We start from the raw sequence: 14,827 nt of genomic DNA, 5'->3' as shown, positions 1-14,827 counted from the left end.
AAGCCCGAAGAGTTCGTCGAACACTCCCAGGCCGCCGAAGAGATGGGATTCGCCGGCGTCATGGCCGGACCGCTCGTGCGCTCGTCGTACCGCGCCGGCCGCCTCTACGCACAGGCGATGGCCCACCACGGGCGCGAATTGCCTGCTGGACAGGCACATCTCACCGAAGGCGGTGACGCCTCGCAGGAGGCGAGTTCCCTCATGGCGCGCCTCGCCCGCTGACCGCGGCGCGTGCGCGGTGATCGACACCGGACGGGTCATCACCGCGCACGGCCAGGGACGTATCCTGAGAAGCATGGCGAACGGCAGTAAATCCGGTAAAGCGGGCAAACCCAGTAAAGAAGCAAAGGCGGCCGCCAAGGCAGCCCGCAGGCAGGCGTCGAAGGAACGCAGAACCCAGCTCTGGCAGGCGTTCCAGATGCAGCGCAAGGAAGACAAGCTGCTGTTGCCGCTCATGCTCGGCACACTCGTCGGACTCGCGGTGGTGTTCTTTCTCGTCGGTCTTATCTGGGGCCTGCAGTGGTTCCTCCTCCCGATCGGCCTCCTCCTCGGCGTTCTCGGTGCATTCATCATCTTCGGTCGGCGCGTGCAGAAGACGGTGTACGGCAAGGCCGAGGGCCAGGCCGGTGCGGCCGCGTGGGCGCTCGACAACATGCAGGGCTCCTGGCGCGTGACCAGCGCGGTCGCAGGCACCACGCAGCTCGACGCCGTTCACCGCGTGATCGGACGCCCCGGCGTCATCCTGGTCGCCGAGGGATCACCGCAGCGCGTGAAGTCGCTGCTGGCCCAGGAGAAGAAGAAGACGGCCCGCCTCGTCGGCGACACCCCGATCTACGACATCGTCATCGGCAACGACGAGGGCCAGGTCCCGCTGTCGCAGCTGCAGAAGCACCTGAACAAGCTCCCCAAGAACATCGACACCAAGCGGATGGACGCCATCGAGTCGCGACTCGCCGCGCTGAGCAGCCGCGGTGGCGGCGCCGCACTGCCCAAGGGGCCGATGCCCGGCGGCGCGAAGATGCGCGGCGTGCAGCGCACCATCCGTCGCCGCTAGAAGCCGGTCGCCTTTTCACCTGGTCCGCGTCACACCTACTCCGCCCGATGTCGAAGCCGACATCGGGCGTAAGACGTTCTGGGGTCAGCGCGTGCGAATCAGTGCGGTGCCGGTGGCGCGGTCCTGCATGCCGCGACCGTCGATGTCCGTGATGGTGCCGGGCACGACGAACACGAGCAGCGCCTGACGCACCAGGGCCCGCACGAAGCCGACGCGGGCAGGTCCGTCCACCCGGGCCACCTGCATGCCGAGGAACAGTTGCCCCGGCGTGAAGGAGAACAGACTCACCGTGACGACACCGACGACGAACCAGACCAGCAGTGTGATCGTGGAGAACGGGCCGTCGAAGAAGTTGTCGCCGATGATCAGAGCGGCGACGCCCGCCGACGTCACCCAGTCGATCATCAGCGCGGCGAGACGGCGTCCCGTGCTCGCGAGTGAACCGGGTCCTTCCGCCTGCAACCCGAGGCGCTCGCCCCGAAAGGACTGCGTCGTCTCGTCGGCACCGTTCGGCAGTGCAGCCGAAGGTCCGGAGAGCCAAGAACCGGTGATACGTGCCATGCTGTCCAGGATAGGCGTCGTCTCTCCGCGGACCTCACACCGGAGCTTGGGGCTGTGTGCGCAGTCACAGCCGGTGCAAAAGCCCAGGACGATTCGACGTGTAACACGGGCGAAACAAAAGGTTGACCGGCGGGCAACACCAAGTCCATACCGTCGGCTCGACGAATTTCGCCAATATCCACTTGGCTGAAGCGACTTAAGGAGCACAAGCGTGGCGTTCACCACGGCCGAAGAGGTCATCAAGTTCATCAAGGACGAGAACGTCGAGTACGTCGACATCCGGTTCAGCGACCTGCCGGGCGTGCAGCAGCACTTCTCGATCCCCGCGTCCGCGTTCAACCAGGACGTGTTCGAGGACGGCCTCGCGTTCGACGGTTCGTCCGTCCGCGGCTTCCAGTCGATCCACGAGTCCGACATGATGCTCCTCCCCGACGTCGCCACCGCCCAGATCGACCCCTTCCGCGCCGCCAAGACGCTGAACATCAACTTCTTCGTGCACGACCCGTTCACGCGCGAGTCCTACAGCCGCGACCCGCGTAACGTCGCGCGCAAGGCCGAGGAATACCTGAAGTCGACCGGCATCGCCGACACCGCCTTCTTCGGCGCCGAGGCCGAGTTCTACATCTTCGACTCGGTCCGCTACGACTCCGGCATCAACGGCGCGTTCTACGAACTCGACTCCATCTCGGGTTCCTGGAACACCGGCAACGACGTGAACGCCGACGGCAGCCCCAACCTGGGCTACAAGGTCCGCCCCAAGGGTGGATACTTCCCCGTCGCTCCCTACGACCACTACGTCGACCTGCGCGACGAGATCTCCACCAACCTGCAGAACGCAGGCTTCGAGCTCGAGCGCGGCCACCACGAGGTGGGCACCGGCGGCCAGCAGGAGATCAACTACAAGTTCAACACGCTGCTCGCAGCGGCTGACGACCTGCAGCTGTTCAAGTACATCGTGAAGAACACCGCATGGCAGCACGGCAAGTCGGCCACCTTCATGCCGAAGCCGCTGTTCGGCGACAACGGTTCGGGCATGCACGTCCACCAGTCGCTGTGGAAGGACGGCAAGCCGCTGTTCCACGACGAGGCCGGCTACGCGGGCCTGTCCGACATGGCGCGTCACTACATCGGCGGCATCCTGCACCACGCCCCGTCGCTGCTGGCGTTCACCAACCCGACGATCAACTCGTACCACCGTCTGGTGCCGGGCTACGAAGCCCCCATCAACCTGGTGTACAGCCAGCGCAACCGCTCGGCGGCCGTGCGTATCCCGATCACCGGCAACAACCCGAAGGCCAAGCGCCTCGAATTCCGCGCCCCCGACTCCTCGGGTAACCCCTACCTGAACTTCGCGGCGCAGATGATGGCCGGTCTCGACGGCATCAAGAACAAGATCGAGCCGCAGGCTCCAGTTGACAAGGACCTCTACGAGCTCCCGCCGGAGGAGGCCCGCAACATCCCGCAGGCTCCCACCAGCCTGTCGGCCGTCATCGACCGCCTCGAGGCCGATCACGACTACCTCACCGAGGGTGGCGTGTTCACGTCCGACCTGATCGAGACGTGGATCTCGCTCAAGCGTGAACAGGAGATCGCTCCGGTCAACCTGCGTCCGCACCCGTACGAGTTCCAGCTGTACTACGACGTGTAAGTCGTGATGCCCGCCGAAATGCGGGACGGTACTTCCTGACGAGCCCATCCGTGGCGCCGGCTGTGTGCAGCCGGTGACATGGGTGGGCTCGTCGTACTTCCCAGGCCCCCCGCTGCGGGCGCACCCGGAACCCGCACGGCGTGGCAGTCCGCGGTCGTATGATCCAGGGAACCGACCGCACGGACCGTTGCGGAACGTTCACGTGAAGGCTTGCGGGAAACTTGCTCCGTTCTCCATCCCCATGGGTCGAGAAGCAGGTGGTGCGGGATGTCAGTGCCCACGACGCCGACCGGCGTCCCGGTGCCGCGCCGTGTCGTGGTCATCCTGCTCCTGGTGATTCCGCTCAGCCAGATCCCGCTCGACATCTACACCCCGGCGCTGCCGCAGATGGTGATCGATCTGGACGCCTCCGCGGCCGTCGTCCAGAACACGGTGACGGCGTACATGCTGGGCATGAGTCTGGCGTTCATCCCGGTCGGACTGATCGCGGATGCGGTGGGCCGCAAACGAACTCTGCTGACCTGCCTGGCGATCCTCGTCGTCACCAGTGTGGGATGCGCACTCGTGCAGAACATCACGGTCCTGCTCGGACTGAGATTCGTGCAGGGTGTCGGCGGGTGTGCGTGCCTCGTCCTCGCGTATGCGATCGCCGCCGACTGCTACCGCGGCGCCAAGCTCACGTCCGTGTCCGGTCTCCTCGGGGCCGCGTGGGGGCTGGCCCCGGTTCTCGCGCCCGCCGTGGGCGGTCTGCTCGTGCAGTTCATCTCGTGGCGCCTGGTGTTCGGGCTGATCGCGCTGCTGGCGGCGCTCGCCGTTCCCCTCGTGGTCGTGGGACTGCCGGAGACGCTTCCGAAGGAATCGCGGTCACCGGTCGACGCCACCGCCGCGGCGCGGGTGCTGCGGGCCGCGCTGCGCCACCGCATCTTTGTGGGCTTCGTCCTCGTGTTCGGGCTGATGGCGTCCGCCCAGATGGTGTTCGGCGTCGTCGCGCCCTTCCTGTACCAGGAGATCCTCGGCTTCTCCCCCGCCGCCTACGGCGCGGTCGCGCTCGTCGTGGGCGGCGCCAACCTTCTCGGCGAACTCGCCTGCAGCGCACTCGCCGTCCGGGTCGGCACCCGCCGCCTCGCCTTCGGCGCGTGGTGGGTGTTCGTACTCGGCGCGCTGGTACTAGCCGTCACGGCCGGGATGTCCGTCGTCACCGCGCCGGCCATCACGATCGGCGCCTGCCTCGCACTCGCCGGATGCGGGGTGCTCTGCCCGCAGATGTACGGGCTGGCGCTCGGGCTGTTCACCCGCAATCTCGGGCTGATCGGCGGCGTCGTCACCGCCGCCTGCTATCTCGTCGTCAGCGCGGCGATGGCAGTCGCGGGCGTCCTGCCGGAGAACAGCCAGGCACCGCTCGGCTGGCTCTACCTCGTTCTCGGCGCCGGCGCCGGAATTCTGCTCCTGCTCACCACATCCGCCCGGCGGTCCGACAGTTCCCCCGCCGAGGAGCCCGCACCACGAACCGACCGGAGGTGATCTCACGTGCCGCACCCGAGTCAGCACAGCCCCGCCGCATCCCCGGTGTCGGTGATCTTTCAACGCCGGATCGACGACGCCCGCTACGCCGAGTACTCGCAGTGGCAGAAACGCGCGGCGGACGCCCTCGCGACGGTTCCCGGTTTCATCGATCAGGACATCGTGCCGCCGTCGCCGCCCGTGCAGGACGACTGGGTGGACGTGCTGCGGTTCACCACTCTCGACGACGCCCGGGCGTGGCTCGACAGCGACCTGCGCACGGAACTGGTCGCGGAGATCAAGCACGCCTTCATCGGCAACGAGGACGTCCACTTGCTCACCGGTGAGCAGACCCGGGAGCAGTCGGCGACGTCGGTCGTCATCTCCTGCCACGTCGACCCCGCGGACGAGTCGGCGTTCATGGACTGGCAGCGGAAGATCTCCGCCACCGAGGCAGGGTTCCGGGGCTTTCGGGGACACAAGGTCGAGAGGCCGGTGCAGGGAATCACCGAGGACTGGACGATCGTGCTCAGCTTCGACACCGAGGACAACCTGGGGTCGTGGATGGATTCCCCGGAGCGGGCCGCCCTCCTCGAGGAGGGCGAGAAGTTCAACAAGAATCTCCGGATCCGCAAAGCGAGCTACGGTTTCGACTTCTGGTTCCGCGGCACGGGCGGCGACGAACCGCCTCCGGTACCCGTCGCCCGCAGCAACCTTCTGGCGCTGCTCGTGCTGTACCCGCTGGTCGTGATCTGGGGTCATTTCTTCAGTGCGCCGTTCATCGAGGCGCACGGCGTGCCGATCGCCGTCGCCCTGTTCATCGGGAACCTGGTCACCACCCAGATCCTCGGGTGGTGGGCGGTTCCAGCCGCGTTCAAGGCGTTCGGGTGGTGGATGGACCCGGCGATCCCGGCCCGGCGGCGGAATCTGGGCTACGCCGTCATGGTCGTGCTGTTCGCGATCTCGATCGGCGTGTGCACCCTGCTGTTCATGATCCCCACGACCTGAGTCGAGTTTCCCGATTCACCTGCGCGATGTCCGGGTACGTAGCACTGTGAAGGACCGAGGTCTGTTTTCACATCTGGAGAAAGGTGTGCGCGGTTGGACATGCAGCAACTGTGGGACTTCGTCTCCGCCAGGAAACAGCAACTTCTCACCGACTCGCTCCTGCACGTCAGTGCCGTCGTGCAGTCGGTGATCATCGCCACGATCGTCGCGGTGGCGATCGGGATCCTGGTGTACCGGAGCCCGGCCGGGTCCGCGATCGCGACCGCCCTTGCAGGCACGATCCTCACCATCCCGTCGTTCGCCCTGCTCGGTCTGCTCATCCCGATCCTGGGGCTCGGTGTGGCCCCCACCGTGACCGCCCTGGTGCTGTACGCGCTGCTGCCGATCATCCGGAACACCATCCTCGGACTCGCGTCCGTCGACCCTGCCGTCACCGACGCCGCCCGCGGTGTGGGGATGAGCCGCACGACGGTGCTCAGCAGAATCGAACTGCCCCTCGCGTGGCCGTCGATCCTGACGGGCATGCGGGTGAGCACGCAGATGCTGATGGGCATCCTCGCGATCGCCGCCTACGCCAAGGGCCCCGGGCTCGGCAACCTCATCTTCTCGGGACTGTCCCGCGTCGGCAGCCCGACAGCGATACCGCAGGCCCTCACGGGGACCGTGCTCATCGTGATCCTCGCCCTCCTACTCGACGGCGTCCTCGCCGTCGTCGGCCGACTCACCACCTCCAGGGGGATCCGTGACTGATCTCGATACACCTCACACCAACGGCAGCGCGGTCTCGGGCGTGGACATCGTCCTCGAAGACGTCGTGAAGAGCTATCCCGGGCAGGAAAAGGCGGCGGTCGACAACGTCTCGATGCGCATCCCCGCAGGGGAGATCGTGGTCCTCGTCGGCCCGTCCGGCTGCGGGAAGACCACCACGATGCGGATGATCAACCGGCTCATCGAACCGACGTCGGGAAAGATCACGATCGGCGGCAAGGACGCCCTGTCCATCGACCCCGACAAACTCCGGCGCGGCATCGGCTACTCGATTCAGCAGGCCGGGCTGTTCCCGCACCTGACCATCGCCAAGAACGTCGGCACCGTCCCCGGGCTGATCGGCTGGGACAAGAAGAAGATCGCCGACCGCACCGACGAGATGCTCGACCTCGTCGGACTCGAACCGGGCCTCTACCGCGAGCGCTACCCCCGCCAGTTGTCGGGCGGTCAGCAACAGCGCGTCGGGGTGGCGCGGGCACTGGCCGCCGATCCGCCGGTGCTGCTGATGGACGAGCCGTTCGGCGCGGTCGACCCGATCACGCGCGGGCTGCTGCAGGACGAGTTGATGCGGCTGCAGTCCGATCTCGGCAAGACGATCGTGTTCGTGACGCACGATTTCAACGAGGCCGTCAAGCTGGGTGATCGCATCGCGGTGCTGGGCAACCAGTCGCACATCATGCAGTACGACACTCCGGAGGCGATCCTCGCCCATCCCGCCAACGACATGGTTGCCGGGTTCATCGGCGCCGACGCATCGCTGAAGCAGTTGACGCTCACCCGGGTGGCGGAGGTCGACCTCCTCGATTGCCCGATCGCGTACGAGGACGGCTCGGTGGACGATCTGCGGGCGGCGATCGCCCCCCGCAAGATCAAGTGGGGCGTCCTGCTGGATGCGCGGGATCGCCCGGTCCGCTGGGTGTCGCTGCGGCATCTGGAGACCGCCACCTCCCTGCGCGACATCGGCGACCCGATCGAAGAGGTCGTGTCCACCCAGTCGACGCTGCAGGACGCCCTCGAGGCGCTACTCGCGGAGAGCAGCGCGTCGACGATCGTCACGGGACGGAAGGGCGAGTTCCACGGCCTGATCACGATCGACACGCTGGTAGCGCACCTGTCGGCGATGCGTGAGGAGCATGCGCACGACGACGAGGCCGGCGAACCGGAGCAGGACGGGGCGAGTGAGGGCGAGACACCGTCATGACGGCCGCCGTCACCACGAAGCCCACCGCCCCGGCCGCCCGGCGGTCGGAGCGGGCCCGCCTGCTGGTCCAGCCGATCCTCGTCCTTTTCCTGGTGGTGGGTGTCCTCGGCTGGGCGTTCAGCCGAGACCTGACCGCCACGCAGAAGGGCAGTCTCAATGCCGCGAACATCGCGACGCTGACGTGGCAGCACGTGCTGATCACCGTGGTCGTGGTGGTGATCGTCGTCATCGTCGCCGTCCCGCTGGGGATCCTGCTCACCCGGCCCGGGTACACCAAATTCGCACCGATCTTCATCGGAATCGCCAATATCGGGCAGGCCGCACCGGCCATCGGACTGCTCGTGCTGCTGTTTCTCGCGACAGGGACCACCGGGTTCTGGATCGGGGTGCTCCCCATCGCGTTCTACTCACTCCTGCCCGTGCTGCGGAACACGATCCTCGGTCTGCAGGAGGTCAATCCCGCGGTCATCGACGCCGGGCGGGGGCAGGGCATGACGGCCGGTCTCGTGCTGCGCAAGGTCGAGTTTCCGCTCGCCGTCCCGTACATCCTCGCGGGACTGCGCACGTCCCTGGTCCTCGCGGTGGGCACCGCGACGCTCAGTTTCCTCGTCAGCGCAGGCGGTCTCGGCATCCTCATCGACACCGGATACAAGTTGCGCGACAACGTGACTCTGGTCGTCGGTGCCGTGCTCGCGGTCGCGCTGGCGCTGCTCGTCGACTGGTGCGGCGCCCTGGCCGAGGAGTTCCTCGGCCCGAAGGGGCTGCGCTGATGAACTTCCTGCGGAAGGCGATCGCCGCGACGGCCGTGACGTTCTGCGGGGTCCTCACAGTGTCCTGTGGCCTCGAATCCGGAGGCGCCCTGCCGCTGTCGGTGGAACCGGGCAGCATCCAGCCCGTCCCCGAACTCGAGGGCGTCCCGATCACCGTCGGGTCCAAGGACTTCACCGAGCAGGTCACCCTCGGATACATCATCGAATTCGCGCTCAGCGCCGCAGGCGCCGACGTGCGCGACCTCACCAACATCCAGGGGTCCAACAGCACGCGGGACGCCCAGCTGGACGGTCAGATCGACGTCACCTACGAGTACACCGGGACCGGGTGGATCAACTACCTCGGCAACGAGATTCCGATTCCCGACCCGACCGCGCAGTTCGAGGCGGTCCGCGACCAGGACCTCGAACGCAACGGCATGGTGTGGGTGGATCCGGCCCCGATGAACAACACGTACGCGCTCGCGATGAGCAGGCAGACCGCCGAGGAGACCGGGATCACCACGCTGTCGGAATACGCGGACCTGGTCAACCGCGACCCCGCCGCGGCGACGACGTGCGTGGAGACCGAGTTCAACGTCCGCCAGGACGGGTTCCCGGGTATGGCCGCGAAGTACGGCTTCGATCCGGCCCGCGCGAACCGCCAGATCCTGCAGACCGGCATCATCTATCAGGCCACCGCGGACGGAACGCAGTGCAAGTTCGGTGAGGTGTTCACGACGGACGGCCGGATCATCGCGCTCGACCTGGTGCTGCTGGAGGACGATCGCCAGTTCTTCCCGAAGTACAACCCGGCGATCACGATGCGCAAGGATTTCGCCGAGGCGCACCCGCAGGTAGCGGACGTGATGGCCCCGATCTCCGCGGAGCTGACCAACGAGGAGATCACCGAACTGAACCGGCGGGTCGACGTGGAGGGCGAGGAACCGGCGGACGTGGCCCGGGACTGGCTGGTGCAGAAGGGATTCGTCACGCTCCCGTGACGGTCAGCCGCCGAGGGTGATCCTCGCGAGGAGGCCCCGGTGATCCGAGCCCGTCAGCACCACCGATTCCACGGACTGCGCCTGCGCCCCGCTCGTGACGATGTGATCGATCGCGATCATCGGCGGAAACGGCTGCCGGTCGGCGGGATACGTGTTCTGAATTCCGGCACCGACCTGGTCGGCGGCATCGCGGTAGCGTCCGGTCACGAGGTTGCGGTACTTGACGTGGTCGCGGGTGGAGTTGAAGTCGCCGCTGACGATCACGGGTCCCGAGTCGGCGGGGACGGCGTCGAGAATGGCTTTGATGCGGTCCATTTCGCGTGACCACAGCGACGGATCCGACGGCCACGGCGGGACCGGGTGGAACGCGTACAGTGCCGTGCTCGCACCGTCCGGGAGTTCCACCCTGGCCGACAGCGCGGACAGCACGAACTCCGAGTGGTGGACCTTGTCGGTCAGCGGGTACCGGCTCCAGATCCCGGTTCCCTCACCGCCGCCGCCGGGCATGAGGAACGAGTACGGCAGGGTCGATTCGAGGCCCGCGGCCAACAGCCGGTCGACGGCCTCCGGCGTCAGTTCGTCGACGGTGAGCACGTCGACGTCGCGGTCCCGGATCTGCCGGACGAGAGAGTCGGCGTCCGCGTTGCCGAGCCAGATGTTGGCCTGCATCACCGTCAGTTCCGGCCCGGACGCCGGCACCGAATTCGCCACGTACAGCGGGCCCTGCGACAGGGTGGCCACCGCGGCCACGGTCAGTGCGACCCCGAACCCGATCCAGTGCCGGGTGATTCCCAGCAACAGCACCCCGACCGCGGCGGCCGCCATCAGGTAGGGCACGGCGGACGCCAGTACGAGCAGACGCTGATTCTGGACGTCGAGGAATCGCAGCACCACACCGAACAAGCCGACGAGCACCGCGAGCCACCCGAGGGCGATCAGTGCCCGCGCCCCCCAGGTGGCGATCACTCCCCGAAGACTCTCTCCACCACAGCCTTGGCCCGCCGGGTCACCCGCAGGTAGTTGTCGAGGAACTCGCCGGCGTCGCCGCCGCCCCAGCCGGCGATCTGCGCGACCGCGGACAGGACGCGTCCCGACCCGGGTAGCTGATCGGTGGCCTTGCCGCGGACGAGGACGAGGCAGTTGCGGGCCTTCGTCGCCGTGATCCACGCGTCGCGCAGCAGTTCGACGTCGGACTCGCTGAGCAGCTCGGCGGCACCGATCGCGTCGAGTGTCTCGAGGGTGGACGTGTTGTGCAGCGACTCGATCTCGTGGGCGTGCCGGAGCTGGATCAGCTGCACGGTCCATTCGATGTCGGCGAGACCGCCGCGCCCGAGCTTGGTGTGGGTCGCGGGGTCGGCGCCGCGCGGCAGCCGCTCGGAGTCGACGCGTGCCTTGATGCGCCGGATCTCGCGGACCGCCTGGTCCGACACTCCGCCCTCCGGGTAGCGGGTCTTGTCGATCATGTGCAGGAAGCGCAGACCCAGGTCGGCGTCGCCCGCCACGTGGTGGGCGCGCAGCAGCGCCTGGATCTCCCAGGCCTGCGCCCACTGCGCGTAGTAGGCCTCGTAGGACGCCAGCGTGCGCACCATCGGGCCGCTGCGACCCTCCGGCCGCAGACCGGTGTCGACCTCGAGCGGCGGATCGGTGCTCGGCGCGCCGAGCAGGGTCCGCACCTTGTCGCCGATGCTGTTGGCCCACTTGACGGCGACGGTCTCGTCGATTCCCTCGCGCGGCTCGCACACGAAGAGCACGTCCGCGTCCGAACCGTAGCCGAGTTCACCGCCGCCGAGCCGGCCCATGCCGATCACCGTGAACGTCGCGGGAGCGGGCGTGCCGAGTTCCTTTTCGCTCGCCTTGATCACGGCGGCGAGGGCGGCGTTGAGCACGGCCGCCCATACGGACGACAATGCCTTGCACACGCCCGGCACGTCGAGCATGCCGAGGATGTCCGCGGACGCGATGCGGGCCAGTTCGTAGCGGCGCAGGGAGCGCGCCGCCGCGATCGCGCGGGCCGGGTCGTCGTGGCGTGCCGACGCCGTCAGGATGCCGCGGGCGACGTCCTCCGGCTTCGACTCCAGCAGTCGCGGTCCGGCCGGTGAATCGGCGAACAGCCGCACCACGTCCGGTGCCTTGATCAGCAGATCGGGAACGTAGGCCGAGGATCCGAGCACCGTCATCAGTCGCTCGGCGACCGAGGCCTCGTCGCGCAGCAACCGGAGGAACCAGGTCTGATCGGTCATCGCGTCCGACAGCCGCCGGTATGCGAGCAGGCCCGCGTCGGGATCCGGTGTGTCGGCGAGCGATTCGAGCAGGGTCGGCAGCAGCAGCGCCTGGATACGGCCCTTGCGGGATGCACCGCTGGTGAGTGCGGTGAGGTGGCCGAGCGCGTTCTCCGGGGCGGTGTAGCCCAGCGCCGCGAGCTGGCGGATGGCCGCGTCCGGGCTCAGCCGCAGCGCTTCCTTGTCGATGCGCGCCACCGATTCGAGCAGCGGCCGGTAGAACAGTTTCGCGTGCAGGCGCCGCACCCGGTGCGCGTTGCGTTTGATCTCCGCGTTGAGGACGCCGAGCGCGTCCTTGCTGCCGTCGGGTCGCATGTGCGCGGCCCGGGCCAGCCAGCGGAGCGCTTCCTCGTCGTCGGCGGGCGGCAGGGTGTGCGTGCGGCGCAGCTTCTGCAACTGCAGCCGGTGCTCGAGCAACCGCAGGAACTCGTAGGACGCGGCCAGGTTCGCGGCGTCGTCGCGGCCGACGTAGCCGCGGGCGGCGAGTGCGGTGAGCGCGTCGATGGTGCTCTGGACGTGCAGCGCCTCGTCGGCCCGCCCGTGCACGAGTTGCAGGAGCTGGACGGCGAACTCGACGTCGCGCAGGCTGCCGCGACCCAGTTTCAGTTCCCGCTCGCGCAGTTCCGGCGGAACCATCTCCTCCACCCGGCGGCGCATCGCCTGCACCTCGGGCACGAAGTCCTCACGCTCGGAGGCGGTCCACACCATCGGGTTGAGGGCGTCGGCGTACTGCTGTCCGAGCGCGGCGTCGCCGATCATGGGGCGGGCCTTGAGCAGGGCCTGGAACTCCCAGGTCTTCGCCCAGCGCTTGTAGTACGCGACGTGCGATTCGAGGGTGCGGACGAGTTCCCCGCGCTTGCCCTCCGGCCGCAGCGCGGCGTCCACGTCGAAGAAGGCCGACGACCCGATGCGCATCATCTCGCCGGCGATGCGGCTGGCGATCGAGTCGGCGGGTTCGGCGACGAAGACGACGTCGACGTCGCTGACGTAATTGAGTTCGCGGGCACCGCACTTGCCCATGGCGATCACGGCCAGCCGCACGGGGCACGGGGCGTCCGGGCACACGGCGGCGACGGCCACCGCGAGGGCGGCGTCCAGTGCCGCATCCGCCAGATCGGACAGCTGATGGCCGACAGTCTGGTACGGCAGTACCGGTTCGTTCTCGACGGTCGCCGCGAGGTCGACGGCGGCGAGCAGCATCAGTTCGTCGCGGTACGTCTTGCGCAGCGCCGCGATGGCATCGGGTCCGGTGACCTTCGCCCGGTGCAGGCGGGCGTCCGGGTGGGCACCCTCCTCGGGTTCGGCACCGACCGCGGCCATCATCGTGGCGGTCGCCTCGTCCTTCGACGGCAGGCGGACGTCGCCGGCGAGGATCTTCCAGGACGCGGGGTCCGCGACCAGGTGGTCGCCGAACGCGCTGGACGCGCCGAACAGCCCGAACAGCCGGCCGCGCAGGCCCTTGTCGGTACGCAGTGCCGTATCGAGTTCGGCCCAGCCCTCGCCGAGCCCTTCCTTCAGGCGCACCAGGGTGCGGAGGGCGAGGTCGGCGTTCGCGGCCCGCGACAGCGACCACAGCAGTTCGATGCTGTCTTCACCGACCCAGCCCAGCTCGCGGAGTTCGGACGGAGCGGTCGGCTCGACGAGACCCAGACGACCCGGACCGGGAACGGCAGAACGCGCTGCTGGAGGCTTCACCATGCTCTTGCTCACAACCCCAGATACGTCTTGAGTTCGAACGGCGTCACGTGGCTCCGATACTCCTCCCACTCACGCCGCTTGTTGCGCAGGAAGAAGTCGAACACGTGCTCGCCGAGGGCTTCGGCCACCAACTCCGACTTCTCCATCTCGCGCAGTGCGCCGTCGAGGTTGCCGGGCAGCTCGCGGTAGCCCATGGCGCGGCGCTCGGCCGACGTCAGCGCCCACACGTCGTCCTCGGCCTCGGGAGGCAGTTCGTAGCCCTTCTCGATTCCACGCAGACCTGCGGCGAGAAGAACGGCGAACGTCAGGTACGGGTTGCAGGCCGAATCTGGGCTGCGGATCTCGACGCGGCGCGACGACGCCTTGTTCGGCGTGTACATCGGAACGCGGACCAGCGCCGACCGGTTGGACGGACCCCAGGACGCCGCGGTCGGGGCCTCGCCGCCGTGGATCAGGCGCTTGTAGGAGTTCACCCACTGGTTGGTGACGGCGCTGATCTCGTTGGCGTGCTCGAGGATGCCGGCGATGAACGCCTTACCGGTCTCCGACAGCTGCATCGGATCGTCCGGGTTGTGGAAGGCGTTGGTGTCGCCCTCGAACAGGCTCATGTGGGTGTGCATCGCCGAGCCGGCCTGATCGCTGAACGGCTTGGGCATGAACGTCGCGCGCACGCCCTCGGCGATCGCGACCTCCTTGACGACGTACCGGAACGTCATCACGTTGTCGGCCATCGACAGGGCGTCCGCGTACCGCAGGTCTATCTCCTGCTGGCCGGGAGCCGCCTCGTGGTGGCTGAACTCGACGGAGATGCCCATCGACTCGAGCGCGTCGATCGCGTGGCGGCGGAAGTTGGGCGCGGAGTCGTGCACCGCCTGGTCGAAGTAGCCGCCGGAGTCGGCGGGCTTCGGCGGGGTGCCGTCGATCGGCCCGTTCTCGAGCAGGAAGAACTCGATCTCGGGGTGCACGTAGCAGCTGAAGCCGAGATCGCTGGCCTTGTTCAGCTGGCGGCGCAGCACGTGCCGCGAATCCGCCCAGGACGGCGAACCGTCGGGCATGGCGATGTCGCAGAACATGCGGGCGGAATGCTGATGCCCCTTGCTCGAACTCCACGGCAGCACCTGGAACGTGGAGGCGTCCGGCTTCGCGACCGTGTCCGCCTCGGACACCCGGGAGAAGCCCTCGATGGCTGATCCGTCGAAGCCGATACCTTCCTCGAAGGCACCTTCCAGTTCCGCGGGGGCGATCGCCACCGATTTCAGGTATCCGAGAACGTCCGTGAACCACAATCGGACGAACCGAATGTCGCGCTCTTCGAGGGTGCGAAGCACGAATTCCTTTTGGCGATCCATGTCCGCGA

At 67.8% G+C, this 14,827-nt stretch carries 12 protein-coding genes and 1 pseudogene; 9 read left to right on the top strand and 4 right to left on the bottom strand.

The genetic code is table 11. From position 1 onward, the window contains the following. Positions 1 to 222: pseudogene (locus CA951_RS40310) on the top strand (lipoyl synthase); the annotation flags it as partial. A gap of 73 nt (positions 223 to 295) precedes the next feature. Then, positions 296 to 1,054 carry a DUF4191 domain-containing protein gene (locus tag CA951_RS40305; protein ID WP_012688122.1) on the top strand — a complete coding sequence of 253 codons (759 nt, stop codon included), beginning with the start codon at positions 296 to 298 and terminating at the stop codon, positions 1,052 to 1,054. An 84-nt stretch (positions 1,055 to 1,138) separates the two neighbouring features. Here CA951_RS40305 and CA951_RS40300 read toward each other — a convergent pair whose 3' ends face one another. After that, on the bottom strand, positions 1,139 to 1,615 hold the full coding sequence (locus CA951_RS40300) for an RDD family protein (protein ID WP_087562181.1): 477 nt from the start codon (positions 1,613 to 1,615) through the stop codon (positions 1,139 to 1,141). Positions 1,616 to 1,826: 211 nt separating this feature from the next. Here CA951_RS40300 and glnA (CA951_RS40295) point away from each other — a divergent pair, with 211 nt between their 5' ends. The 7 genes from glnA (CA951_RS40295) (at position 1,827) to CA951_RS40265 (ending at position 9,493) form a co-directional block, all read left to right on the top strand. After that, positions 1,827 to 3,263, top strand: a complete 1,437-nt coding sequence (gene glnA / locus CA951_RS40295; RefSeq protein WP_005247755.1) for a type I glutamate--ammonia ligase — start codon at positions 1,827 to 1,829, stop codon at positions 3,261 to 3,263. Between the two features lie 267 nt (positions 3,264 to 3,530). Next, positions 3,531 to 4,784 (top strand): multidrug effflux MFS transporter, encoded by a 1,254-nt coding sequence (locus tag CA951_RS40290; RefSeq protein ID WP_087562180.1) that lies wholly within the window; start codon positions 3,531 to 3,533, stop codon positions 4,782 to 4,784. A gap of 6 nt (positions 4,785 to 4,790) precedes the next feature. After that, a complete protein-coding gene (locus CA951_RS40285) occupies positions 4,791 to 5,771 on the top strand; it encodes an antibiotic biosynthesis monooxygenase (RefSeq protein ID WP_087562179.1) in 981 nt (326 codons plus the stop codon). Between the two features lie 99 nt (positions 5,772 to 5,870). Beyond that, positions 5,871 to 6,521 (top strand): ABC transporter permease, encoded by a 651-nt coding sequence (locus tag CA951_RS40280; protein ID WP_087562178.1) that lies wholly within the window; start codon positions 5,871 to 5,873, stop codon positions 6,519 to 6,521. After that, complete coding sequence (locus tag CA951_RS40275) at positions 6,514 to 7,740, top strand: ABC transporter ATP-binding protein (RefSeq protein ID WP_087562177.1); 1,227 nt, start codon at positions 6,514 to 6,516, stop codon at positions 7,738 to 7,740. Before CA951_RS40280 ends, CA951_RS40275 begins: the two co-directional genes overlap by 8 nt. Then, positions 7,737 to 8,510: an ABC transporter permease gene (locus tag CA951_RS40270; RefSeq protein WP_087562176.1), complete on the top strand. Its 774-nt coding sequence runs from the start codon at positions 7,737 to 7,739 to the stop codon at positions 8,508 to 8,510. The genes CA951_RS40275 and CA951_RS40270 overlap by 4 nt, the downstream gene beginning before the upstream one ends. After that, the gene (locus CA951_RS40265) at positions 8,510 to 9,493 is read left to right on the top strand and encodes a glycine betaine ABC transporter substrate-binding protein (RefSeq protein ID WP_087562175.1); all 984 of its coding nucleotides are present in this window, start codon (positions 8,510 to 8,512) and stop codon (positions 9,491 to 9,493) included. The genes CA951_RS40270 and CA951_RS40265 overlap by 1 nt, the downstream gene beginning before the upstream one ends. A gap of 3 nt (positions 9,494 to 9,496) precedes the next feature. Here CA951_RS40265 and CA951_RS40260 read toward each other — a convergent pair whose 3' ends face one another. The 3 genes from CA951_RS40260 to glnA (CA951_RS40250) are packed head-to-tail and all read right to left on the bottom strand — an operon-like array spanning position 9,497 to position 14,819. Beyond that, positions 9,497 to 10,459: an endonuclease/exonuclease/phosphatase family protein gene (locus CA951_RS40260; protein WP_087562174.1), complete on the bottom strand. Its 963-nt coding sequence runs from the start codon at positions 10,457 to 10,459 to the stop codon at positions 9,497 to 9,499. After that, complete coding sequence (locus tag CA951_RS40255; RefSeq protein WP_087562185.1) at positions 10,456 to 13,470, bottom strand: bifunctional [glutamine synthetase] adenylyltransferase/[glutamine synthetase]-adenylyl-L-tyrosine phosphorylase; 3,015 nt, start codon at positions 13,468 to 13,470, stop codon at positions 10,456 to 10,458. Before CA951_RS40255 ends, CA951_RS40260 begins: the two co-directional genes overlap by 4 nt. Positions 13,471 to 13,478: 8 nt before the next feature. Then, positions 13,479 to 14,819 (bottom strand): type I glutamate--ammonia ligase, encoded by a 1,341-nt coding sequence (glnA, locus tag CA951_RS40250; protein WP_005247775.1) that lies wholly within the window; start codon positions 14,817 to 14,819, stop codon positions 13,479 to 13,481. Positions 14,820 to 14,827 lie beyond the last annotated feature (8 nt).

Source organism: Rhodococcus sp. NCIMB 12038 (assembly GCF_002165735.1).
GTDB lineage: Bacteria > Actinomycetota > Actinomycetes > Mycobacteriales > Mycobacteriaceae > Rhodococcus_F.
Note: the sequence above shows the minus strand (reverse complement) of the source record. Positions and strands in the feature narration are given on the sequence as shown.

Bases quoted from the DNA above. Each gene is read 5' to 3' on its own strand.
- CA951_RS40305 (WP_012688122.1), top strand. From the start codon at position 296: ATGGCGAACGGCAGTAAATCCGGTAAAGCGGGCAAACCCAGTAAAGAA.
- CA951_RS40300 (WP_087562181.1), bottom strand. From the start codon at position 1,615: ATGGCACGTATCACCGGTTCTTGGCTCTCCGGACCTTCGGCTGCACTG.
- CA951_RS40290 (WP_087562180.1), top strand. From the start codon at position 3,531: ATGTCAGTGCCCACGACGCCGACCGGCGTCCCGGTGCCGCGCCGTGTC.
- CA951_RS40280 (WP_087562178.1), top strand. From the start codon at position 5,871: ATGCAGCAACTGTGGGACTTCGTCTCCGCCAGGAAACAGCAACTTCTC.
- CA951_RS40270 (WP_087562176.1), top strand. From the start codon at position 7,737: ATGACGGCCGCCGTCACCACGAAGCCCACCGCCCCGGCCGCCCGGCGG.
- CA951_RS40265 (WP_087562175.1), top strand. From the start codon at position 8,510: ATGAACTTCCTGCGGAAGGCGATCGCCGCGACGGCCGTGACGTTCTGC.
- CA951_RS40255 (WP_087562185.1), bottom strand. From the start codon at position 13,470: ATGGTGAAGCCTCCAGCAGCGCGTTCTGCCGTTCCCGGTCCGGGTCGT.
- glnA (WP_005247775.1), bottom strand. From the start codon at position 14,819: ATGGATCGCCAAAAGGAATTCGTGCTTCGCACCCTCGAAGAGCGCGAC.